The sequence below is a fragment of the Streptomyces sp. NPDC058663 genome, from assembly GCF_042716745.1.
In the GTDB taxonomy this organism is placed as follows: Bacteria; Actinomycetota; Actinomycetes; order Streptomycetales; family Streptomycetaceae; genus Streptomyces.
The window spans coordinates 13,592-34,845 of record NZ_JBHXRV010000001.1 but is presented as its reverse complement, the minus strand read 5'-3'; the positions used below and the strand labels follow the sequence as shown (position 1 = coordinate 34,845).

Sequence of the window (21,254 nt, the reverse complement as noted above, 5' to 3'; positions counted from 1 at the left end):
CCCCGTAGTGGATCATTGGCCCCGGTAGGCCCCGGGTCGCAGATCCGGGGCCGCAAAGAGTGGAATTTGCCGTTCCGCTTAGCTTCCGCTGGGCACACTTACCTCGCGGGCCTCGTGCAGGCACGGGGAAGGATGGTTTCCGCAGCGTTGTGCGGCGGCCGGGGCGCACGGGGTGTCCCGGCCGGTGACCGGGGCGTGCAGACGCACCGGTCGGTGAATGGAGAAAGGGTGCCCGACGTGTTCACGAGCGTATTGATGATCGAGAAGCCCCTCACTGCGGCTGACGTGGAGTTCGTGACGACCCTGCACGGTGATGAGGCCGTTTCGTTCGTGGTGCTGATGCAGCCGCGCGGCGATCAGGCGGACGTTCTGCTCAGAGCCATCGACGACGTGGCCCTGGGGGAGCTGGAGGAAGCCGTGCGGGAGGGCGACGAACCCGAGGGCGCCCAGGCCAGGCTCCCGGCCGAGAAGGGGCTCGCGGTGTCCCTGGCCGCGCTGCGGCAGGCGGGCTGCGAAGCGGTCGGCCAGGTCGTCGAGGAGCACCCGCTCGACCTCCTGAGGTCCGTGGTCGACGAGACCGGCGCGGACGAGGTGATCGTCCTGACGGCCCCGCACTACGTCGAGGAGTTCTTCCACCGCGACTGGGCCTCGCGGGCGCGCCACAAGGTCGGCGTACCGGTGCTCAAGCTCTTCTCGCACAGCGAATAGGCTGGGGCACCTCCCGGGGGAGGGATCTTTCCCTCCCCCAGCAGCCCGTCCGCCCGCCCGCCGCACCACCTGGAGACAGACGCATGGCACCCGGTATCCCCACCGCCCTGGACCGACCGCACTTCATCGGCATCGGCGGCGCCGGAATGTCGGGCATCGCCAAGATCCTCGCCCAGCGGGGTGCGAAGGTGGCGGGCAGCGACGCCAAGGAGTCGCCGGTCGCGGAGTCCCTGCGCGCCCTGGGCGCCACGGTCCACATCGGACACGCGGCCGCCCACCTCGCCGAGGACGCCACCAGCGTCGTCGTGTCGTCCGCGATCCGCGAGGACAACCCGGAGCTGGTGCGCGCCGCCGAGCTGAACATCCCGGTGGTCCACCGCGCGGACGCGCTCGCCTCCCTGATGGACGGCACCCGCGCGATCGCCGTCGCCGGCACGCACGGCAAGACGACCACCACCTCCATGCTCGCGGTCGCCCTGACCGAGCTGGGCCTGGACCCCTCGTACGCCATCGGCGGCGACCTCGCGGGCCCCGGCACCAACGCCCTGCACGGCGAGGGCGACATCTTCGTCGCCGAGGCCGACGAGAGCGACCGCAGCTTCCAGAAGTACGACCCCCAGGTCGCCATCGTCCTCAACGTCGAGCTGGACCACCACGCCAACTACGCCTCGATGGACGAGATCTACGAGTCCTTCGAGACCTTCGCCGGCAAGATCGTCCCCGGCGGCACCCTGGTGATCAACTCCGACCAGGAGGGCGCGGTCGAACTCGCCACCCGGCTGCGCGGCAACGACATGCTCAACATCGTCACCTACGGCGACTCCGCCCAGGCCGACGTACGCGTGCACAAGATCACCCCGCGCGGCCTGACCAGCGAGGTCACCGTGCTCATGAACGGCAAGTTCCTCACCTTCACGGTCTCGGTCCCCGGCGCGCACTACGCGCACAACGCGGTCGCCGCCCTCGCGGCGGGCGTCGCTCTCGGCCTGCCCGCCCACAACCTGGCCTCCGCCCTCGGCAAGTACACCGGCGTCAAGCGCCGCCTCCAGCTCAAGGGCGAGGAGCAGGGCGTCCAGGTGATCGACTCCTACGCGCACCACCCGACCGAGATGACGGCCGACCTGGAGGCGATGCGGGGCGCACTCGCGGCGTCCGGTTCTGCTTCGGGGACCCAGCCCGCACCCGCACCTGCACCTGCGTCCGATTCCGCGTCCGGGTCCGATTCCGGGTCCGATTCGGAGTCCGGATCCACCGAAGGCCCCCGCCTCCTCGTGGTCTTCCAGCCCCACCTCTTCTCCCGCACCCAGGAGCTCGGCAAGGAGATGGGCGACGCCCTCGCCCTCGCCGACGCCTCGGTGGTCCTGGACATCTACCCGGCCCGCGAGGACCCGATCGAGGGCGTCACCAGCGCCCTGATCATCGACGCGGCGAAGAGCGCGGGAGCCGACGTGACGGCCGTCTCCGACGCCTCCACCGTCCCCGACGTGATCGCGGGAATGTCCCGCCCCGGCGACCTGGTTCTCACCATGGGAGCGGGCGACGTGACGGACCTCGGCCCGCTCATCCTGGACCGGCTCGCGCAGAAGTAGTACGCGCGCAGCAGCAAGCAAGAAGGGGACACCTGCCATGTCGTACGACATCGAGAAGCCCGACGAGCAGTGGCGCGAGGAACTGACCCCGGCCGAGTACGCCGTCCTGCGCCAGGCCGGCACCGAGCCCGCCTTCGTCGGCGAGTACACGGACACGAAGACGACCGGCGTCTACTCCTGCCGCGCCTGCGACGCCGAGCTGTTCCGCTCCGACACGAAGTTCGAGTCCCACTGCGGCTGGCCGTCCTTCTACGACCCGAAGGACTCGGACGCCGTCGAGCTGATCTCCGACACCTCCCACGGCATGGTCCGCACGGAGGTCCGCTGCGCCCGCTGCGGCTCCCACCTGGGCCACGTCTTCGAGGGCGAGGGGTACGCGACCCCGACGGACCAGCGGTACTGCATCAACTCGATCTCGCTCAGGCTGACGCCGGACACGGGCTGACCGATACCGCCCGTGTAATACGCGTAATAAACTGCTCCCATGGCCAAGACCCGGATCAGCATCAGTCTCGATCAGCAGCATGCCGAGCGCATCAAGGAGCACGCCGAGCGAGCGGGCGTGGACGTGTCGGCGTATCTGGTGCACGCGGCGACCCGGCAGATGGCGGAGACCGACGCCATAGAGGAGCAGTTCGCCGGTGTGGACGGGCTGATCGCGCGGGCGGAGGCAGAGGCGAAGGCCCTGGAGGCGACGCCGGAGCCTTCGTCGGCGGGCATGACCGGGTCGGAGCAGCAGGAAGTGGAGGAAGCGCTCGCCCTCGTCCTCGGCGCGGAGCGGGCGGGGAGCAACCGGGGGCGGGCCGCGTGAGTGTGCGCGTTCCGGTGTACGACACCGGAATGCTGATCGCCCTCGCCGACCGCAAGGCAAAAGCGGTGGCTCTGCACGAAGGGCTCCGCGCGGCCCCGCATCGCGCGCTGGTCCTGGGGCCGGTGCTCGCACAGGTCTGGCGCCCCCACCCGGCTCTGGTGCACTTGCTCTCCGGCGTGCTCAAGGACTGCTCCGTACCTCAGGTAAAGGCTTCCGAGCCGCCGATGCGCGAGACCCGAGCCGGGCGCCCCGAGTGCATCGCCTGCGTGACGGGACCCGACCTCGCCGACTGGCGGCGCATCGGTACGGCACTGGGGCACGCGGCGCTGCCGCCGAAGAAGCGGCCCGACGCGGTGGATGCGTGGGTCGCGCTCGCCGCGGCCCGTCACGGCAGCGCGGTGATCTTCACCAGCGACCCGGACGACCTCCACGGCTACCTGGCGGTGCTGAACCCGCCGGACGTCCATGTCGTGGCGGTCTGAGGAAAGGCGTGCTGTCGGCGATTGCCGGGCTCACTTCGCTTCGTCCCGGTCCCGCTCGGCCATCCTCCGGATGATGTCGGGCGGGATCGCCGCGTTCTGGGCGGCGTCCTCGGCCGTGTGGTGCTGGCGGAGCAGTGTGACCAGGACGTGGGCGGGGAGGCGCGGGCTTCGGGAGGCGGCGCGGCGTACGGAGGAGTCGGGGTCGTCGAGCAGGCGGACCGCGCCCAGTCGGCTCAGGCGCGGGTCGTTCGCGGCACGGAAGCGGACTTCGTGGTGGGGGTCCAAGGTGAAGCGCTCGACGAGGTCGGGGGTGGACTCCGGGTCGTCCAGCGCGAGTTGGCGCAGGCGGGGGTTGAGGTCGTCGGCGTACTTCAGCAGGTCCGTGCGCGGGAAGTTGAGGTGGGTGCGGGGGCGGCCGGGGGAGGAGAGGCTGCCGTTCCACCAGTGCCAGACCTGGAGCAGCATCCAGGGCGGGGCGTCGTCGCAGGACTCGGCGAGGAAGAGGTGGACGACGCGGTCATCGTCGCGGGCGAGCCGGTCGACGACGTCCGACGGGAGGTGGCGGGCGCGGGCGACGGAGCGGCGGATCAGCAAATGGGGCGAGGCGGAGAGCCGCCGCATGGCTTCGGAGTCGTCGTGAAGGGCGGCGACCCAGGGGAGCGCGTGGTGGTGGCCCGACGGGTCGAACTCGTACGCGATGGCGCCCCGTTGGGCCTCGGGGAGGTCCGGGCGCAGGGCAACGGCGCTCCGGACGGCGGGGTCGGGGTCCACGGCCAGGACTGCGATTGCCTCCGCCGGCAGGTGGGGGTTGTCGGCGAGGGCGCAGCGCAGCGGGACGTCCTGGTGCCTGGTCAGGAGCCGGACCAGTTCCGGTTCCAGTACGGAGTCGGTGACGACGCGCGTGGCGTCGCCGAGTTCGCCGCTCTCGAAGACGTCGAGCGGAACAGGGTGTTCGCGGTGGTGCAGCAGGCGGGCGGCGGTGCGGACCCCCGGGGTGGGGTCGTCCAGGAGAGCGTGGCGCTCGTCGGCATCGAGGGACGGCCAGGCTGCGGCGCAGGCGGACTGCCGAACCCGGGGCTCGGGATCGGTGACGAGCGTACGGGCCACGGCGACCGGCAGGCCGGGCAGCAGGGCGGCCTCGGCGCGGACACGCGGGGCGGGGTCACAGGCGAGCCGCTCGTACGTGGCGGAGGTGAATGACGCACGGTTGTCGACGGCGATGCTGACCAGGACCCAGCGACGGTGATCGTCCTCCTCGGCGAGGACGAGGCGGCTCCACTGGGCAGGTGCCAGCTGGGGGGAGCCGAAGTCCACCAAGGCACTGCGTACCTTCCAGTCCGGGTGGACGAGGAGCTGGTCGATCAGGTCGGCGGGCAGTTCGCAGCCGTAGAACCGCCGGGTGCGCACCACGAGGTCGAGGCGGAGGTCGTCGGGAAGGGAGGGGTTGGAGAGGAGACCGACCGCCCAATGCGCCCGTGTCTTCGGCAGAATGCGGAGTCGGCTGAACAGACCCTCCCAGGCCGCTTCCCGCTCCTCCTCGCTCTCCTCCCGCGCCAGGCTCACGGCCCGCTTCTCCTGGTACGCAGGGACGTCATCGACCACGATCAGCCAGATCTCGTACTCCTCGGTCGTGACGCCGATCAGCGTCTTCCCGTCCGGCGAGAGCGTCATGAACTCCGGGCAGCGGGGCTGGTTGCGCAGTACCTCCGCGAGCCGCCACTCCTCCCCGAGCCGGACCCGGAACCAGCCGCCGTCCCCGAGCGTGACCAGGAACCCCCCGTCCTCCTCGCCGAACAGCCCGTGCGCCGTGGCCAGCCGGACCCATTCCGCGTCGGTCGCGGCAAGCGGATCGGTGGAGTCCAGTCGTACGACCGAGGTCGGCACGGCCTCTCCCGCCACGATCGGCCGCAGTGCCGCCCAGGTCGGCAGGGCATCGGCCGCCCCACCCCAGCCGCCCGCGTACTCCAGGCCGGCCTCGGCGAGAAGCGCGTCGGCCCGCTCGCGGGGAGTGCTCACGCCGGGGTCGCTGCCGCCCGCCGCACCGGACGGTGATCCTTCGGGGGCTGGGGGCTGGGGGCTGGGGGCTGGGGGCCGGGATGGTGAGGTGTCCATGGCACGGATCCTGGCACGGTGGTGCAGCGGCGGACGACCCTCGGGGCCGGTGCGGCCGGTGCGTCAGGCGTGCGCGAGGAAGGTGGTCCAGGCGGCGGGGGAGAGGGCCAACTCGGGGCTGTCCGTGAGCTTGGAGTCGCGGACGTGGACGGTGGTGGGGCAGGTGGATACTTCTACACAGTCACCGTCGCCACTGCTGCTGTAGCTGGACTTGTGCCAGGAGAGGGCTACTTCCACGCAGCTGTCCCCGGAACCGCCGCTGTAGCTGCTCTTGAACCACGCTAGTTCGGTGGCGCTCATACTTCTCCTCGGATCCGCTGCAACAGGCCCAACGACTGCTCCAGGGTAAGAGCCTGTGAACGCATCCTGGCATACCGCATGTGCAGCGTGCTGACCACTTGGGGATCGGTGAGCAGGGTGCCGTTCTCCTGGCCCTCACAGTAGGCCTGCCACTTGTTGTCCGAGGTCTCCAGGAGTTGCATGGGGCCGTCCATCCCAGCATGTGTCGCCCGCTCCAGCGGCATGACCTGAACTTCAATGTTCCGCTGCTCGGCAAGCATCAGGATTCGATCGATCAGGCCGCGCGTCGTCTCCTTGCTGCCGGTGTGACGGCGGAACAAGTGCTCCTCCAAAATGAAGCTGAACGCCGTGTTGGGCCGCTCGTGGAGCAGTCGCTGCCTCGTGGCGCGACCCTCCCACAACTCATCGATCTTGGCGTCCGACATCGGCGGCAGCTGGTTGTTGAAGAGCGTTCGGGCATACGCCTCGCTCTGCAACAGGCCAGGAACCAGGCGGCATTCATACGTGTAGAGAGTGATCGCCCGCTTCTCGAACTCCGCCCACTGCCTGAACCACTTAGCCAACCCCGGCTTCCGCGACAGGTGCTTCGCCGCGCCCCTGATCGCCCCGAACGCGTCCAGCACCTCCTCCGCCCGCTCCACGAACGGCCCCGGCGGGAAGCGCCTGCCCTGTTCGATCGAGGCGACGGTCGGCAGCGAGTACCTGACCAGTGGCGCGAACTGTTCCTGGGTGAGGCCCGCCCGCTTCCTGAAGGCCTTGACGACCTCGCCGAACGCCTTGAGGCTGTCCGTGCTCTCCGGTTCGCCGCCGTTCTCCGTACCGTCCGTGTCGTAGGTCATCCCGCTCACCTCTCGCGCCGTACGTCTCCCCGCGCCTCATCAACAGAGCCCATGGTTACGGCCTGTTACTACTCGCGTCTACCGTGCGTACCCGTACGCTGCCGCAGCGTACGGGTCGCTGATCTGGTGAACTGTGCTCAGCGATCGTCACATTGGGTCCATGACGTCAATCCCGACTCAGCAAGACGCGGTGACCGTACGTACGTTCGCGCAATTGCTCAGCCCGACCGAACGCGGTGCCCGTCTCGCCCGGCGGCTCGCCCTTCTCCAATGCCACGCCTGGGGCATTCCGTACGGCAGCGAGGCCTCCGAGGCCGTCGCGCAGATCGTCGCGGAGCTGGCCGCGAACGCGGTGACCCACGGCCGGGTGCGGGGGCGGTGCTTCGAGCTGCGCCTCGTACAGCTCGACCACTCCACGGACGCGCTCCTGCGCATCGAGGTGTCGGACGCGCGCGGCGGGCGACGGCCTCCGGGCCCGGGGACGCTTGCCGAACCCGGGCCCGAAGCGGACTCCGGGCGAGGGCTTGTGCTGGTCGAAGCGCTGGCCGACCGGTGGTCCGTGCACGACCGGGCGCCCGGCGGGAAGACGGTGCGCGCCGAGATCGACCTCCGGTGAGCAGAGACCGTCAGACGTTTTCAGGCTCAGGCGCTGCTCAGTGCGTCGCCCCTTCCGCCACCCGCAGGTCCGTCTCCGTCGTCAGTGCTGCCGTGATGATCGCGCGCAGGCCGTCCGCCATGGAGGAGACGGGGAGGGAGGGGAGCGCGCGGGCCTTGACCTGTTCCGGGGCGTATGGGACGTGGACGAAACCGCCGCGCAGGGTGGGGAGTTCGGTGGCTGCCAGGTGGGCCAGGCCGTAGAAGACGTGGTTGCAGACGAAGGTGCCTGCGGTCTGGGAGACCGAGGCCGGGAGGCCCGCCGCGCGTACGGCCGCCACGCATGCCTTGACCGGGAGCGGGGCGAAGTACGCGGCCGGGCCGCCCGGCACCACCGGCTCGTCGACGGGCTGGTTGCCCGCGTTGTCGGGGATGCGGGCGTCGTCGACGTTGACAGCGACGCGCTCGACCGTGAGGTCAGGACGGCCGCCCGCCTGGCCGACGCACAGGACCAGGCCGGGGGCGAAGTCCGCCACGGCCGCCCGGAGTTCGTCGTGGGCGCGGCCGAAGACGCAGCTGAGCCGTACGGCGCGCAGCTCGACGCCCTCGGGCGGGGCGTCCCGTACCAGGGAGACCGCCTGCCAGGACGGGTTCACGTCCTCGCCGTCGAAGGGCTCGAAGCCGGTGAGCAGGACGCGGGGGAGGGGAGACATGGGGGCTCCTTGACGGGTAGCCGGGGCGGGTTCGGGTCAGGTGCGCGTCGGACCCGGGACGGGCTCGGGTCAGGTGCGGGCCGGGCATGACCCGGGTCCGGATCGGAGGGCGAGTGTCAGAAGGCGAAGAGCGAGATGACCGCGATGTTGCAGACCAGCAGTGCGCCCGCCGTCGGGATCTGCGCCTTGATCGGGCCGTACTGGTCCTTCAGCTCCAGCAGCGCCGCCGGAACCAGGTTGAAGTTGGCGGCCATCGGTGTGCACAGCGTGCCGCAGAAGCCCGACAGCATGCCGACCGCCAGGACCACCGCGGGGTCGCCACCACCCGACTGGATGAGGACCGGCCAGCCGATGGCCGCCGTCATCACAGGGAACGCGGCGAAGGCGTTGCCCATGATGATGGTGAAGAGGGCCATGCCCAGGCAGTAGACGAGCACCGAGACGTAGATCATTCCGCTCGGAAGCACGGCCTCGGTGATCTTGCCGACCTGGGTGCCGACACCCGTTTCCTGGAAGATCGAGCCCAGTACGGCGAGCAACTGCGGCAGCAGCATCGCCCAGCCCATGGCTTCCAGCATGTTGCGTCCCGCGTGCACGGGGACGGTGATCCGCTTTTCCCGCAGCAGGAATATTCCGACGCCGAGCGCGACCAGCGCGCCGATGCCGAGCCCCAGAATGGTCTCGCTGCCCTTCTGGAAGACCGGCTCCCCACCGATGTGGATCTTCTTCAACAGTGTCGCGCACAACATCGCCACGACCGGAATCGTCAGCGCCGGAATGAAGAGCCTGCTGCCGAAGCGCAGGGCGGAGGCCGTGCGCTGCTCGGGTGTCGTGGTGCTGACCTTGCCGCGCCCGGTGAAGCCGCAGCCCGCCAGCAGGATCATGACCAGGACGAGGACGCCCAGGGGTTCCGCGGGCAGCGACTTGTCGACCACCCAGGTGCTGTAGACGAAACCGATGCCGAGCAGGCCCCAGAACGCGGCCGTGCCGAAACGCTTGGGATTCGTACGGTCCACAAACATCTGAGCCGCCATCAGCAAGAAGATGGCACCGATGAGCCAGTAGAACCACTCTGCCTTGATCACTTGGCCGTCTCCTTCTCGGCGGCGGAGGCGTCGTCGGCGGCGGGGCCGGCCTTGAGCTCGCGGGCCATCTGGCGGTCGAGGCGCAGCAGGCGTGCACCGTGGATGAAGAAGGCACAGACGGCGGTCGGAATCGCCCACAGAGCCAGGTGCAGCGGTTCGAGGTGCTGGTTGTACGTGGTGTTCACGAAGCCCGTGATCAGAAGGATCGAGCCGATCGCGAGGAAGCAGTCCTCACCGAAGAACAGACCCACGGTGTCGGCGCCCGAGGAGTGCGAACGCACCTTCTCGCGCCACTTCTCCGGCAGCGTTCCGTACTTCTTCTCGGCCGCGGCCTCCGCCATCGGCGCGACGAGCGGGCGCACGGTCTGTGCCGGGCCGCCGAGGCTGATGAGGCCGAGCGCGGCGGTGATCTGGCGCAGGCCGAGGTACAGGGTGAGGAAGCGGCCCGTGGTGAGCTTGGTGAAGCGGGAGATGAGGCGGCGGGCCTGCTCCTGGAGCCCGTAGCGCTCCAGCAGGCCGATCACCGGCAGCGTGATCACGAAGATCGTCACGGACCTGCTGGAAGCGAAGCCCTCACCGAACGAGGCGAGTATCTCGCGCGGCGACAGACCGCCGAGCAGGCCGGTGGCTATGCCGGCGACGCCGACCACCAGCAGGGGATTGCGTCGGGTGGCGAAACCTGCGATCACCACGACGACGCCGAGAAGGACGATCACGAGTCGCCCGCCTTCCAGTCAGTCGGTCGGTCTGGGTCCGGCTCAGGCAGTTCGGCAGCGCCGGGCGGGTAGGGATCGCCGGACGCCGCATGCCGGATATCGGACTAGCGGATTCCGGTGACAGTAAGGTATTGCTCAACAATCACACAATGCTTTCCGGCAAACGGACTTCCGCCGACCGGAAGAAGCCCCGCCGGGGAACGGGGAACGGGGGAACGGTGCACGAGCGAGGAGGAACCGTGAGGCTCAGCGAAACCGCAGGCGCGGAACCCGGTGCCGACGTAGCCCAGCACGCCGCTGGGACCGGTACCGCCCAGCGCGTCGCACTGGCCGGAGCCGGCACCGCCCAGCGCGTCGCCGCGTCCCTGCGCGACCGCATCGCCGAGGGCGGCCTCAAACCCGGCGAGCAGTTGCCCGAGGCGGCGCTCGCCGAGGCGTACGGCGTCTCGCGCAACACCGTGCGCGAAGCCTTCCGGCTACTGGTGCACGAGCGGCTGGTGGTGCACGAGTTCAACCGGGGGGTGTTCGTGAGGGTGCCCGGACCCGACGACATCGTGGACATCTACGCCGTGCGGTGTGCCCTGGAGACGGCGGGCGTACGGGCAGCCGGCCAGGCGTCGCCACAGCTCCTCGCCGGGGTGACGCGTGCCGTGGAGGAGGGCGAAGAAGCCGCCGCGCGTGATGACTGGCCGCACGTCGCCGACGCCGGCATCCGCTTCCACCGCGCGCTCGCCGCCCTCGCGGGCAGTCCGCGCACCGACTCCTACATGAGCGCCATCCTCGCCGAACTCCGATTGGTCTTCCAGGCGATGCCTTCCCCTGCCCACCTGCACAAGCCGTTCGTGGGCCGCAACAGGGCCATCGCCGAGCGTGTCGCCCGCGCGGAACTCGACCTCGCGGAAACCGAGTTGAGGAGCTATCTCAGCGACTCGCGGCAACTGATCCTCGACACACTCGACGCCCAGGCGGAGGCCCGACCATGACCGGAACAGCTGGAGAAGCTGGAACAGCAGGAGCAGTGGCCGCTTCCGACGCGGCCGGGGTGATCGATCTCAATGCCGACCTCGGCGAAGGCTTCGGCCGCTGGACCCTCACCGACGACGCGGCGCTGCTGTCCGTCGTCACCAGTGCCAACGTCGCCTGCGGCTTCCACGCGGGCGACCCGGTCACGATGCGCCGGGTGTGTGAGCTGGCCGCCGAGCGGGGAGTGCGGATCGGGGCCCAGGTGTCGTACCGCGACCTGGCGGGGTTCGGGCGGCGCGCGATGGACGTGCCGCCGGACGAACTTGCCGCCGAAGTCGCCTACCAGATCGGTGCGTTGGAGGTCTTTGCCCGTGCGGCGGGGTCCCGTGTCTCCTACGTGAAGCCCCACGGCGCGCTGTACAACCGCACGGTCGCCGACGCGGAGCAGGCAGCGGCCGTGGTCGCCGGGGTGCGGATGGCGGGCGGCAACCTCCCCGTCCTCGGCCTCCCCGGATCGGAACTTCTCGCTGAGGCCGCAAGGCAGCAACTCAACCCTGTGACCGAGGCGTTCGCCGACCGCGCCTACACCGCGCACGGCACCCTCGTGTCGCGCCGCGAGCCCGGCGCCGTGATCCACGCACCGGACGAGGTGGTCGCCCGCTCGGTCGCGATGGTCACACGGGGTACGGTCACCGCGCTGAGCGGAGAGAGCGTCCCGGTCACAGCCCGCTCGCTGTGCCTGCACGGCGACACACCGGGCGCGGCGCGACTGGCCGGTCGCGTACGTGACGAACTGCTGTGCGCGGGTGTCACGTTGGAGGCATTCGCGTGAGCGGGCACAGGGCTGCGCGCGCCACGCCACACGCGTCTGTGCAGGCAGGGGCTGGCGCCGCCTCGCCCGCACCGCTGCGCATCCGCCCCATGGGCCCCCGCGCCCTCCTCGTCGAGCTGGCCGGGCTCCCCGAGGCCCAGGCGTTCCACGCCGAGCTCCTGCGGCGACGTGCCGCCGGTGTTCTGCCCGAGGTCCGCGACATCGTCCCGGCCGCCAGGACCGTACTGCTCGACGGGCTCACCGACCCGCAGGCCCTCGCCGACGGTCTCCGTACCTGGCACATCCCGCCCCTGACCGCCGACGCGGGCCCGCTGGTCGAGATCCCGGTCCGCTACGACGGCCCCGACCTCGCCGAGGTGGCCGACCTCTGGGGCATGGCGGCCGACCGGGTCCCGGAAACCCTCGGCGCACTCGAACTCCGCGTCGCCTTCTGCGGGTTCGCCCCCGGATTCGGCTACCTCACCGGCCTTCCGGCCGCCCTCCGGCTGCCGCGCAGGGCCACCCCGCGCACCACGGTGCCCGCCGGATCGGTCGCTCTCGCAGGCGAGTACGCGGGTATCTACCCCCGCTCGTCCCCCGGCGGCTGGCAGCTCATCGGCACCACCGACGCCGTCCTGTGGGATCCGCGCCGCGAACCGGCGGCCCTGCTCGCCCCCGGCACCCGGGTGCGTTTCACCGAGGAGGCCCGCCGTTGAGCACCGTGCACACCGCCGAGGCCCGAGAAGGCAGCGCGTCCCTCGAAGTCGTACGCCCCGGTGCCCTCACCACCGTCCAGGACGAGGGCCGCCCCGGCCACGCCCACCTCGGCGTTCCCCGCTCCGGCGCCCTCGACGCGCACGCCCACCGGCTCGCCAACCGCCTCGTGGGCAACCCCCTGGACGCGGCCACACTGGAGACGACCCTCGACGGCGTCGCCCTCCGTGCCCTCACTCCGGTGACGGTCGCCGTCACCGGAGCGCCCTGCCCCGTCCGCGTCGACGGCCGCCCCGCCCCCTGGGGCGCCAGGACCCGGATCCCGGCGGGAGCGCTCCTCGACGTCGGACGCCCCACCGCGGGCTTGCGTACATATGTCGCCTTCGCGGGCGGCATCACCGTCGAGCCCGTGCTCGGCAGCCGGTCCACCGACCTGCTCTCCGGCCTCGGCCCGGCCCCGCTCACCGCCGGCCGCCTGCTCCCGCTCGGCACGCCGCACGCGGCCCCGTCCGGCGTGGACACGGTGCCCTGGCAGGCCCCGCCCGCCGAACTGGTGCTGCCCCTGCACCCGGGGCCCCGCGACGACTGGTTCACCGCTGAGGCACACCGTACGCTCGCCGCCCCCGGCTACCGCGTCTCCCCGTCCGCCAACCGCATCGGCCTGCGTACGCAAGGGCCCGCCCTCGCGCGTGCCCGCCACGGCGAACTGCCCAGCGAGGGCATGGTGCTGGGGGCCGTCCAGGTGCCGCCCGACGGCCTGCCGGTCGTCTTCCTCGCCGACCACCCGGTGACCGGCGGCTACCCGGTGATCGGTGTGGTCCCCGAGGAACACCTTCCGGCTGCGGCCCAGGCGGTACCGGGAACGCCGATCCGGTTCGTTCTTCGCCGCTGGCGCGCGACGGGGCCCCGGTCGAACTTCGGCGAACAGGTGCTGCGGCACGCCGAGTTGTGATCCCATGTGCGCCGGAGATCCACCAGATGCGGATCTCGTGAAAGAAGTGAAGATGGGGGTCTGCATGTTTCGTGGGAATGGCATACGGGTGGCCGTACCGGTCGCGGCCGGGGTCGTCGGGCTGCTCGCCTGTGCGGTATCGCCCGCCCAGGCCGCGCCGAGGCACCAGGGGGGTGTCCACTTCGGCTGGATCCAGTACAACGGGCAGGGCTCGGACGGCGGATCGAACGCGAGCCGGAACTCCGAGTACGTCCAGTTGCACAACGCCAACCGTTACGCGGTCCAGCTCAAGGGCTACCAGGTACGGGACAAGAACGGCTGGACGTACACCTTCCGCGCACTCTCGCTCGGCGCCGGCAAGACCGTGACGCTGCGCACCGGTGCCGGACGCAACACCGCGGCGAACGTGTACTGGGACCACCGGTACCGGGGCCGCGCCGCCTACGTATGGAACAACAGCGGCAAGGAGACGGCCGCCCTCCTCAACGCCAAGGGCAAGCAGGTCGACTCCTGCGCCTGGAAGGGCAGGGGAGAGCGCACCCGGGCCGAAAACGTGAACTGCCACTGACGGCCCGGCCTCGCGGGCGGGAGTGGTTCGCCAGAAGATGGTTCGCCCGCCCGCCCGCTCAGCGCCGCCCGAAGCGCCGGGCCAGTCTGCCGAAGGTGTTGCCTCCCGGGCGGTGCCAGGCGCGGAAGTCGGCCGCGTAGGTGCCGCCCGACCGCTCCAAGTGGTCGGTCACCGCCGCGATCTCACGGCTCGTCAGGTGCTGGAGCGAGGTCCGCAGCACTTCCTCCAGGAGTGCTTCCCTGGTGTCGTCCCACAGCAGGCTCGCGCCGGGGTGCGACGTCCAGGCGGTGAAGCAGTCGGCCAGGTAGGAGGGGGTGGTGCGGATCCGCTCCTGGAGCGTGGCGGAACGGGCCGCGGCGGAGTACGCGGCCAGCAGCTCCGGGTCGGCCGAGCGGGCCAGCGAACTGAGCTCGCCCACCGATCGCTGCTCGGAGAGCAGGTCCCGGGAGAGCAGGCCGAAGACCCGCTGGAGGACCGGCGCCTCCACCGGGTGCGCGGCCTGGCGGAGGGTGAGGGCGGTGGCGACCGGGCCCGCGCCCGCGCGCCCCTCGGCCAGCGACTCGGCGAATTCGAGGAGCCGCAGCGCACCCAGCTGGCGGGCGTCGAGCTCGTGCGGGAAGCAGCGGATCAGGTCGGCCGCGAGCGGAGTGACGTCCGGGTCGTCCGCCGGGCCCTCCAGGGCGGCGCGGATCAGCTCCTGGTAGGTGCCGGCCGTGCGGTGCGCGTCGGAGCCCGTCTCCCCGAGGATCCAGCGGGCCTCCTGGGGCGTGGGCAGCGCATCGCCCGGCCAGACCAGCCGGAAGCCGGTGCGCAGCACCAGGGGTTCGACCATGGGGGAGACCCCGGCCGCCCGCAGCACGGTGTGCAGGGTGGACTCCCGGTCCCCGCCGCCCGCCGAGGCCCCCGGCTGCGGGTACGCGGCGCACATCCGCAGGTGCGGCAGACCCTCCGGCACGCCGGGCAGCAGGTCGGCCGTGTGCAGCAGACGTACCAGCGAGAAGGGGTTGTCCGGCGCCAGAGCGTCCAGGTGGACGAGGAGCTGGGCGTGCAGCGCGGAGTGCTGGGCCAGCGCCTCGCGCACCGCGGCGCTGCGGGCCCGCTCGGGGTCGGCGAGCAGCTCGTGGGCGAGCTGGCGGGCCAGCTCGGGGACGGCGGCCGGATTGTCGTCCTCGGCGGCGAACAGCCCGGCCAGCGGGGCCAGTGTCTCGGAGGGCACCTTCCCGTCGATCCGCGCGGCCAGCCGCTCCAGGGCGTCCAGCTCGCTGTCCGGGCGGGAGCCCGGCACCGGGGCGCACAGCGCGTTCAGCAGGGTGGGCCAGTCTCCGGCGCTCAGCCCGTCGGCGTGCTCCTCGGCCCACGCCGCCGCTGCCGTACGCCCCCGGGAGTCGAGCGACACCCCGGCGGCCAGCGCGGTCGCGGCGAGCGGCCCCGCCTCGAACTCACCACCGTGCAGCGAGGGCTGGGCGGCGGCCCGCTTGAACAGTTCGGGGCGCCCGGCCAGCCAGACCTGCGCCGCCACCGCGGCCCACGGGTCGGCCGCGGCGTCGGTCCGCGCCTTCGCCCCGTGCACCCGGAAGTCCGCCGCCGGGAACACCACGTCCGGCGAGGTCCCGACGATCTGCTGGAGCGCGTGCTCCGGACGCTCCGCGTACGTGGTGAAGGTCAGCCCGTGCGCGTGCTCGCGGGGGAGCGCCGCACCCACCACCGCCACCCACCGCGCGATGTCCGCAGGGTCCTCCTCGATCAGCACCACCTGCTCCGCCCCCGGGTCCTCGCAGAGCCGGCGCACGTCGGCCAGCACGCCCGCGAGCCGGGTGCCGCGCGCCTCGGCGAACTCCGCCAGCCCCTCCCGCTCGAAGAAACCCGCCGCCGGAGTCAGGACCTCCAGGGCCGGCAGGGCTTCGTCGGGGGCCGGGGGCACCTGCGCCCAGCGGGGCGAGTCCCACGCGGTGACCGGCAGCGCGCCGCCCGGCAGCCTTGCCCCGGGAGGCAGGTGAACGGCGTGGGTGTACGCCCCGCCGGTCTCCGGATCCGTGGTGGTCCGGCTCAACAGACGGCTGCCCCCGGAGAGTTCACTCAGTGAGAAGGCGGAGGCGGGGAAAGCCGCCAGTACCTCCTCCGCCTCGTCGAGCAGTTCGGGCGGGACATCGGGTCCGACCGCCGTGAACCCGGCGGCCGAGGTGTAGTGAAGCTGGGCCAGGCTCATCGGTCGTTCGCTCCCTTGGTACGTGGTGCAGGTGGGTGGGGCGCCAGGGGTGCCGTGCCCGGTTCAGCCCGTACCCCGTCTCTGATCTGTGCAAGATCACTCTCCCCTGCGACGGACCCATACCAGCAGATCCGGGCGCCGTGCGCTGCGCTTTGCGGGATATTCATGCCCGTACGAGGCGGGCACATGTCACGCACCGCTACGGCGGGCAGGGCCGGTCCCGGTGCCGCCCGCCGCTACTGGAGGCAGGAAGGACCCAGCAGTACCTTCAGGTCGCCGAACAGTGCCGGGTCCGCCTTCACCCGGTGGCGGTCCAGGCGCAGGATCGTGGTCTTGCGGGGGCCCTGGAGCTTGATGCGGACCTCGGTGTCGCCGCGGTGGTGGGAGAGGATCTCGCCCAGCTTGCCGACCATGGGCGGGGTCACCTTCACCGTCGGGATCGTCAGCACCACGGGGGCGTTCGTGCCCGCGTCGGAGATGTCGGGGACCTGGAGTTCCATGGCGACCAGCCGCGGGATGTCCTCGCGCTTGTCGAGGCGGCCCTTGACGAAGACGACCGTGTCCTCGGTGAGCTGGGTGGAGATCAGCTGGTAGGTGGCGGGAAAGAACATGCACTCGATGGAGCCCGCCAGGTCCTCCACCGTCGCGATGGCCCAGGCGTTCCCCTGCTTGGTCATCTTGCGCTGGAGTCCGGTGATCAGGCCGCCGATGGTGGTGATCGCGCCGTCCGAGAAGTCGCCGCTGGTCAGCTGCGCGATGGCCGCGTCCGCCTTGTCGGACAGGACGTGCTCCAGGCCGAAGAGCGGATGGTCGGACACGTACAGACCGAGCATCTCGCGCTCCTGCGCGAGGAGGAACGACTTGTCCCACTCGATGTCGCCGATCGGGGCGTCCAGGCCGAAGCCGGGGGAGTCGTCGGGGCCTTCCGCGCCCAGGTCGCCGAAGAGGTCGAACTGTCCCTCGGCCTCCTTGCGCTTCACCTGGACGACCGCGTCGACCATGTTCTCGAAGACGGCGGACAGACCCTTGCGGGTGTGACCCAGCGCGTCGAACGCGCCCGCCTTGATCAGGGACTCCGTCGTGCGCTTGTTGCAGACGACCGACTCGACCTTGTCGAGGTAGTCGGGGAAGGAGGAGTACTTGCCTTTCGCCTTACGGCAGTTGACGATCGAGTCCACGACGTTCTGGCCGACGTTGCGCACGGCGGTCAGGCCGAAGACGATGACGTCGTCGCCCTGCGGGGTGAAGTTGCCTGCCGACTCGTTGACGTCGGGCGGGAGCACCTTGATGCCCATGCGCCGGCACTCATTGAGGTAGAGGGCCATCTTGTCCTTGTCGTCCTTCACCGAGGTGAGGAGACCGGCCATGTACTCGGCGGGGTAGTTCGCCTTCAGATAGGCGGTCCAGTACGAGACCAGCCCGTACGCCGCCGAGTGCGCCTTGTTGAACGCGTAGCCCGCGAACGGCACCAGGACGTCCCACACCGCCTGGATCGCCTCGTCCGAGTAGCCGCGCTCCCGGCAGCCCTGCCGGAAGGGGACGAACTCCTTGTCGAGTACCTCCTTCTTCTTCTTGCCCATGGCGCGGCGCAGCAGGTCGGCCTGGCCGAGCGTGTAGCCGGCCAGCACCTGCGCCGCCTTCTGCACCTGCTCCTGATACACCACCAGGCCGTAGGTGATGCCCAGGACTTCGGAGAGCGGCTCCTCCAGCTCCGGGTGGATCGGGGTGATCTCCTGCTGCTTGTTCTTGCGCAGGGCGTAGTTGGTGTGGGAGTTCATGCCCATCGGGCCCGGCCGGTAGAGGGCCGAGACGGCGGAGATGTCCTCGAAGTTGTCGGGCTTCATCAGGCGCAGCAGCGAGCGCATCGGGCCGCCGTCGAACTGGAAGACTCCCAACGTGTCGCCCCGCGCCAGGAGTTCGTACGTCGGACCGTCGTCGAGCGGCAGCGAGAGCAGCTCCAGATCGATGCCCTTGTTCGCCTTGATGGCCTTCTGGGCGTCCTGCATGATCGTCAGGTTGCGCAGGCCCAGGAAGTCCATCTTGAGGAGGCCGAGCGACTCGCAGCTCGGGTAGTCCCACTGCGTGACGACCACGCCGTCGTTCTTCGGGGAGAACACCGGCGCGTGGTCGATGACCGGCTCGCTGGACATGATGACGCCGGCCGCGTGCACGCCCATCTGGCGGACCAGGCCCTCGATGCCGCGCGCCGTGTCGATGACCTTCTTGACGTCGGGCTCGTTCTCGTACATCCCGCGCACCTCGCCCGCCTCGCTGTAGCGGGGGTGCTTGGGGTCGGTGATGCCGTTGAGGTCGATGCCCTTGCCCATGACGTCGGCGGGCATCGCCTTCGTGATGCGGTCGCCCATCGCGTACGGGTAGCCGAGGACGCGGGCGGAGTCCTTGATGGCGTTCTTCGCCTTGATGGTGCCGTACGTGCCGATCATGGCGACCTTGTCGGCGCCGTACTTCTCGGTGACGTACCGGATCACCTCACCGCGCCTGCGCTCGTCGAAGTCGATGTCGACATCGGGCATGGACACGCGCTCGGGGTTGAGGAACCGCTCGAAGATCAGGCCGTGCGGGACGGGGTCGAGGTCGGTGATGCCCATGGCGTACGCGACGATCGAACCGGCCGCCGAGCCACGTCCTGGACCGACCGCGATGCCGTTGTTCTTGGCCCACATGATGAAGTCGGCGACCACGAGGAAGTACCCCGGGAAGCCCATCTCGATGATGACGCCCATCTCGTACTCGGCCAGCTTCTGGCGGTCCTCCGGGACGCTGCCGTGGAAGCGCCGGTTCATGCCGATGCGCACTTCCTCGCGGAACCACGACACCTCGTCGTACCCCTCGGGCACGTCGAACTTCGGCATCAGGTTCTTCGGCTCGAACATGCCGGAGGTGTCCACCCGGTCCGCGATGAGCAGCTGGGTGTTGCGGCAGCCCTCCAGCCACGCGTCCGAGGAGTCGATCGCGTACATCTCGGCGGCCGTCTTCAGGTGGTAGCCCGAGCCGTCGAAGCGGAAGCGGTCCTGGTCGGCGATGTTGGAGCCGGTCTGGATGCAGAGCAGGGTGTCGTGGGCCGCGGCCTCGTGCGCGTACGTGTAGTGCGAGTCGTTGGTGACGACGAAGGGCGCCTGGATCTTCTTCGCCACCTCCAGCAGACCCGAGCGGGCCCGCCGGTCGATGTCGATGTCGTGGTCCATCAGCTCGACGAAGAAGTTCTCCTTGCCGAAGATGTCCTGGAACTCGCCCGCCGCCTTCACCGCCTCGTCCAGCTGACCGAGACGGATCTTGGTGGAGATCTCGCCCGACGGACAGCCGGTGGTCGCCATCAGGCCCTCGCCGTACTCCGCGAGCAGCTCGCGGTCCATGCGCGGCTTGCGGAAGAAGCCCTCCAGGCTGGCCCGGGACTGGGCACGGAAGAGGTTGTGCAGCCCGGTGTCGTTCCGCGCCCACATCGTCATGTGCGTGTACGCGCCCGCACCCGCGACGTCGTCGCCCTTCTGGTGCGGCGCACCCCACTTCACCGGCTTGTTGTGCCGCCGCGACTCCGGCGCGAGATACGCCTCGATACCGATGATCGGCGTGATCTCCGCCTTCTTCGCCTGGTGGAAGAAGTCGTACGCCCCGTGCAGATTGCCGTGGTCGGTCATGGCGATGTGCGACATCCCCATGTCGCCGCACGCCTTGAACATGTCCTTGAGCCGGGCCGCGCCGTCCAGGAGCGAGTACTGGGTGTGAACGTGCAGGTGCGTGAACGGCTGATCGGCCACGGGGCGGTGCCTTCTTCCGGAGCGGGGCGGGGGCGTACGGCACGCCGAAGGGGCCTCGCCGGGCACAGAGCTGTCCCGGGGAAGGCGTACGAGGTGTCGGAGACCCCCGACCCTACCTCTCCGCACCTCATGATCAAGGCCGCTCCCAGCAATCGCCCGGACCGTGTTTCCGCAGGTCAGAGGCGCTATTACGGGAAGATGCCGAGGTCAGGGCGGTGTGAGAAATCCCTGTCGACCCGGCCGTCCCGCGCACCTAACCTTGGCTTCCGTGTCCCTTGAACTGCACCACCACGCCGTCGTCGCAGACGCCCACAACGACCTCCTGATAGCCGTCACCGCCCGGCCCCCGAAGCGCTGGGCGAGCTTCTTCCGCGAGCGCTGGCTGCCGCAGCTGCGGGAGGGCGGGGTCGATCTTCAGGTACTCCCCGTCTTCATCGGGGACGCGTACCGCCCGGAGGGCGCCCTCCGCCAGACCCTCCGCATGATCGAGTGCGCCCACACCATCGCCGAAGGCAACCAGGACTCCGTACGCCTGTGCCTCGACGGCGACGACATCGACGCCGCGCACGCCGCCGGGAAGATCGCCCTCGTCCTCGCCCTGGAGAGCGCGCCGGGCGTGGACGCGAGCGTGGAGCTGTTCCCGACCCTCTTCCGTCTCGGCGTCCGCGTCGCCTCGCTCGCCCACTGGAGCCGCACGCCGCTCGCGGACGGCAGCGGCGAGGACGCCACCGGCAGCCGGCTCACCGAGGCCGGGGTGGAGGCCCTGGGGATCATGGAGGGCCTCGGCATGATCTACGACGTCTCGCACCTGAGTGCCTCCGGCGTCGCCCACGTCCTGGAACTGGCCAGGCGGCCCGTGATGGCCACCCACTCCTCGGCCCGCGCCCTGCGCGACCACCACCGCAACCTCACCGACGACCAGCTGCGCGGCGTCGCCGCCACCGGCGGCACGGTGTGCGTGAACTTCTTCCCGGAGTTCGTGGCCGCCTCGCCGGCCGAGCAGACCGTCGACCGGCTCGCGGACCACTTCCTGCACGTCCTGGACGTGGTCGGCCCGGACCACGTCGGCATCGGCGCCGACTTCATCGAGGAGGTCGACCACGACACGCTGCCCCGCTGCTGCGAGGAGGAGATCCCGGACGGCTTCCGGCTGTCCCTGCCCGGCCTGTCCGGGCCGCGCGGCCTGCCCCTGGTGACGGAGGCGCTGCTCGCGCGGGGCGTTCCCGAGCCGACGGTGCGCAAGGTGCTCGGGGGCAACGTGCTGGAGCTGTTCCGCAAGGAGCTCGGGCGGGCGCAGTGAGACACCGGTGGGGCC

At 70.6% G+C, this 21,254-nt stretch carries 20 protein-coding genes; 12 read left to right on the top strand and 8 right to left on the bottom strand.

What is annotated here, in order from left to right; genetic code table 11:
* The first annotated feature begins 237 nt into the window (after positions 1-237).
* From ACFWVV_RS00155 to ACFWVV_RS00135, 5 genes are all read left to right on the top strand, one after another.
* On the top strand, positions 238-708 hold the full coding sequence (locus ACFWVV_RS00155; protein WP_384355991.1) for an indole-3-glycerol phosphate synthase: 471 nt from the start codon (positions 238-240) through the stop codon (positions 706-708).
* 83 nt (positions 709-791) lie between these two features.
* Positions 792-2,297: a UDP-N-acetylmuramate--L-alanine ligase gene (gene murC, locus ACFWVV_RS00150; RefSeq protein ID WP_384355989.1), complete on the top strand. Its 1,506-nt coding sequence runs from the start codon at positions 792-794 to the stop codon at positions 2,295-2,297.
* 37 nt (positions 2,298-2,334) lie between these two features.
* Complete coding sequence (gene msrB / locus ACFWVV_RS00145) at positions 2,335-2,742, top strand: peptide-methionine (R)-S-oxide reductase MsrB (protein WP_384355987.1); 408 nt, start codon at positions 2,335-2,337, stop codon at positions 2,740-2,742.
* Between the two features lie 39 nt (positions 2,743-2,781).
* Positions 2,782-3,108, top strand: coding sequence for a ribbon-helix-helix protein, CopG family (locus tag ACFWVV_RS00140; protein WP_384355985.1), 327 nt, complete (start codon positions 2,782-2,784; stop codon positions 3,106-3,108).
* The gene (locus ACFWVV_RS00135; protein ID WP_384355983.1) at positions 3,105-3,590 is read left to right on the top strand and encodes a hypothetical protein; all 486 of its coding nucleotides are present in this window, start codon (positions 3,105-3,107) and stop codon (positions 3,588-3,590) included. The genes ACFWVV_RS00140 and ACFWVV_RS00135 overlap by 4 nt, the downstream gene beginning before the upstream one ends.
* A gap of 30 nt (positions 3,591-3,620) precedes the next feature.
* On the opposite strand, the gene ACFWVV_RS00130 is transcribed toward ACFWVV_RS00135, so the two are convergent.
* The 3 genes from ACFWVV_RS00130 to ACFWVV_RS00120 all read right to left on the bottom strand — a co-directional run bounded on the left by ACFWVV_RS00130 (position 3,621) and on the right by ACFWVV_RS00120 (position 6,841).
* The gene (locus tag ACFWVV_RS00130; RefSeq protein WP_384355981.1) at positions 3,621-5,606 is read right to left on the bottom strand and encodes a PE-PGRS family protein; all 1,986 of its coding nucleotides are present in this window, start codon (positions 5,604-5,606) and stop codon (positions 3,621-3,623) included.
* Between the two features lie 159 nt (positions 5,607-5,765).
* Positions 5,766-6,002 carry a DUF397 domain-containing protein gene (locus tag ACFWVV_RS00125; RefSeq protein ID WP_384355979.1) on the bottom strand — a complete coding sequence of 79 codons (237 nt, stop codon included), beginning with the start codon at positions 6,000-6,002 and terminating at the stop codon, positions 5,766-5,768.
* Complete coding sequence (locus tag ACFWVV_RS00120) at positions 5,999-6,841, bottom strand: helix-turn-helix domain-containing protein (protein WP_384355977.1); 843 nt, start codon at positions 6,839-6,841, stop codon at positions 5,999-6,001. The genes ACFWVV_RS00125 and ACFWVV_RS00120 overlap by 4 nt, the downstream gene beginning before the upstream one ends.
* A 160-nt stretch (positions 6,842-7,001) precedes the next feature.
* Here ACFWVV_RS00120 and ACFWVV_RS00115 point away from each other — a divergent pair, with 160 nt between their 5' ends.
* Complete coding sequence (locus ACFWVV_RS00115) at positions 7,002-7,457, top strand: ATP-binding protein (protein ID WP_384355975.1); 456 nt, start codon at positions 7,002-7,004, stop codon at positions 7,455-7,457.
* Between the two features lie 37 nt (positions 7,458-7,494).
* On the opposite strand, the gene pcp is transcribed toward ACFWVV_RS00115, so the two are convergent.
* The 3 genes from pcp to ACFWVV_RS00100 all read right to left on the bottom strand — a co-directional run bounded on the left by pcp (position 7,495) and on the right by ACFWVV_RS00100 (position 9,949).
* The gene (gene pcp / locus ACFWVV_RS00110; RefSeq protein WP_384355973.1) at positions 7,495-8,148 is read right to left on the bottom strand and encodes a pyroglutamyl-peptidase I; all 654 of its coding nucleotides are present in this window, start codon (positions 8,146-8,148) and stop codon (positions 7,495-7,497) included.
* 116 nt (positions 8,149-8,264) lie between these two features.
* Complete coding sequence (locus tag ACFWVV_RS00105; RefSeq protein ID WP_384355971.1) at positions 8,265-9,233, bottom strand: DUF979 domain-containing protein; 969 nt, start codon at positions 9,231-9,233, stop codon at positions 8,265-8,267.
* Positions 9,230-9,949 carry a DUF969 domain-containing protein gene (locus ACFWVV_RS00100; protein ID WP_384355969.1) on the bottom strand — a complete coding sequence of 240 codons (720 nt, stop codon included), beginning with the start codon at positions 9,947-9,949 and terminating at the stop codon, positions 9,230-9,232. Before ACFWVV_RS00100 ends, ACFWVV_RS00105 begins: the two co-directional genes overlap by 4 nt.
* Before the next feature lie 239 nt (positions 9,950-10,188).
* On the opposite strand from ACFWVV_RS00100, the gene ACFWVV_RS00095 reads away from it, so the two are divergent.
* The 5 genes from ACFWVV_RS00095 to ACFWVV_RS00075 all read left to right on the top strand — a co-directional run bounded on the left by ACFWVV_RS00095 (position 10,189) and on the right by ACFWVV_RS00075 (position 13,957).
* Positions 10,189-10,932, top strand: a complete 744-nt coding sequence (locus ACFWVV_RS00095) for a GntR family transcriptional regulator (protein ID WP_384355967.1) — start codon at positions 10,189-10,191, stop codon at positions 10,930-10,932.
* A gap of 59 nt (positions 10,933-10,991) precedes the next feature.
* On the top strand, positions 10,992-11,744 hold the full coding sequence (locus tag ACFWVV_RS00090; RefSeq protein WP_384356036.1) for a LamB/YcsF family protein: 753 nt from the start codon (positions 10,992-10,994) through the stop codon (positions 11,742-11,744).
* Between the two features lie 89 nt (positions 11,745-11,833).
* Positions 11,834-12,439, top strand: coding sequence for an allophanate hydrolase subunit 1 (locus ACFWVV_RS00085; protein WP_384355965.1), 606 nt, complete (start codon positions 11,834-11,836; stop codon positions 12,437-12,439).
* Positions 12,436-13,389 carry a biotin-dependent carboxyltransferase family protein gene (locus tag ACFWVV_RS00080; protein WP_384355963.1) on the top strand — a complete coding sequence of 318 codons (954 nt, stop codon included), beginning with the start codon at positions 12,436-12,438 and terminating at the stop codon, positions 13,387-13,389. The genes ACFWVV_RS00085 and ACFWVV_RS00080 overlap by 4 nt, the downstream gene beginning before the upstream one ends.
* Before the next feature lie 64 nt (positions 13,390-13,453).
* Positions 13,454-13,957: a lamin tail domain-containing protein gene (locus ACFWVV_RS00075; protein WP_384355961.1), complete on the top strand. Its 504-nt coding sequence runs from the start codon at positions 13,454-13,456 to the stop codon at positions 13,955-13,957.
* A 58-nt stretch (positions 13,958-14,015) separates the two neighbouring features.
* Here the strand turns inward: ACFWVV_RS00075 and ACFWVV_RS00070 are convergent, their stop codons facing one another.
* Both ACFWVV_RS00070 and dnaE read right to left on the bottom strand, forming a co-directional pair.
* Positions 14,016-16,163: a GTPase-associated protein 1-related protein gene (locus tag ACFWVV_RS00070; protein WP_384355959.1), complete on the bottom strand. Its 2,148-nt coding sequence runs from the start codon at positions 16,161-16,163 to the stop codon at positions 14,016-14,018.
* A gap of 236 nt (positions 16,164-16,399) precedes the next feature.
* Positions 16,400-19,939: a DNA polymerase III subunit alpha gene (gene dnaE, locus ACFWVV_RS00065; RefSeq protein ID WP_384355957.1), complete on the bottom strand. Its 3,540-nt coding sequence runs from the start codon at positions 19,937-19,939 to the stop codon at positions 16,400-16,402.
* A 268-nt stretch (positions 19,940-20,207) separates the two neighbouring features.
* Here dnaE and ACFWVV_RS00060 point away from each other — a divergent pair, with 268 nt between their 5' ends.
* A complete protein-coding gene (locus tag ACFWVV_RS00060) occupies positions 20,208-21,239 on the top strand; it encodes a dipeptidase (protein WP_384355955.1) in 1,032 nt (343 codons plus the stop codon).
* The last annotated feature ends 15 nt before the right edge of the window (positions 21,240-21,254 follow it).

Bases quoted from the DNA above. Each gene is read 5' to 3' on its own strand.
- pcp (WP_384355973.1), bottom strand. From the start codon at position 8,148: ATGTCTCCCCTCCCCCGCGTCCTGCTCACCGGCTTCGAGCCCTTCGAC.
- ACFWVV_RS00070 (WP_384355959.1), bottom strand. From the start codon at position 16,163: ATGAGCCTGGCCCAGCTTCACTACACCTCGGCCGCCGGGTTCACGGCG.
- msrB (WP_384355987.1), top strand. From the start codon at position 2,335: ATGTCGTACGACATCGAGAAGCCCGACGAGCAGTGGCGCGAGGAACTG.
- ACFWVV_RS00075 (WP_384355961.1), top strand. From the start codon at position 13,454: ATGTTTCGTGGGAATGGCATACGGGTGGCCGTACCGGTCGCGGCCGGG.
- ACFWVV_RS00120 (WP_384355977.1), bottom strand. From the start codon at position 6,841: ATGACCTACGACACGGACGGTACGGAGAACGGCGGCGAACCGGAGAGC.
- ACFWVV_RS00125 (WP_384355979.1), bottom strand. From the start codon at position 6,002: ATGAGCGCCACCGAACTAGCGTGGTTCAAGAGCAGCTACAGCGGCGGT.
- ACFWVV_RS00140 (WP_384355985.1), top strand. From the start codon at position 2,782: ATGGCCAAGACCCGGATCAGCATCAGTCTCGATCAGCAGCATGCCGAG.
- murC (WP_384355989.1), top strand. From the start codon at position 792: ATGGCACCCGGTATCCCCACCGCCCTGGACCGACCGCACTTCATCGGC.
- ACFWVV_RS00085 (WP_384355965.1), top strand. From the start codon at position 11,834: ATGGGCCCCCGCGCCCTCCTCGTCGAGCTGGCCGGGCTCCCCGAGGCC.
- ACFWVV_RS00115 (WP_384355975.1), top strand. From the start codon at position 7,002: ATGACGTCAATCCCGACTCAGCAAGACGCGGTGACCGTACGTACGTTC.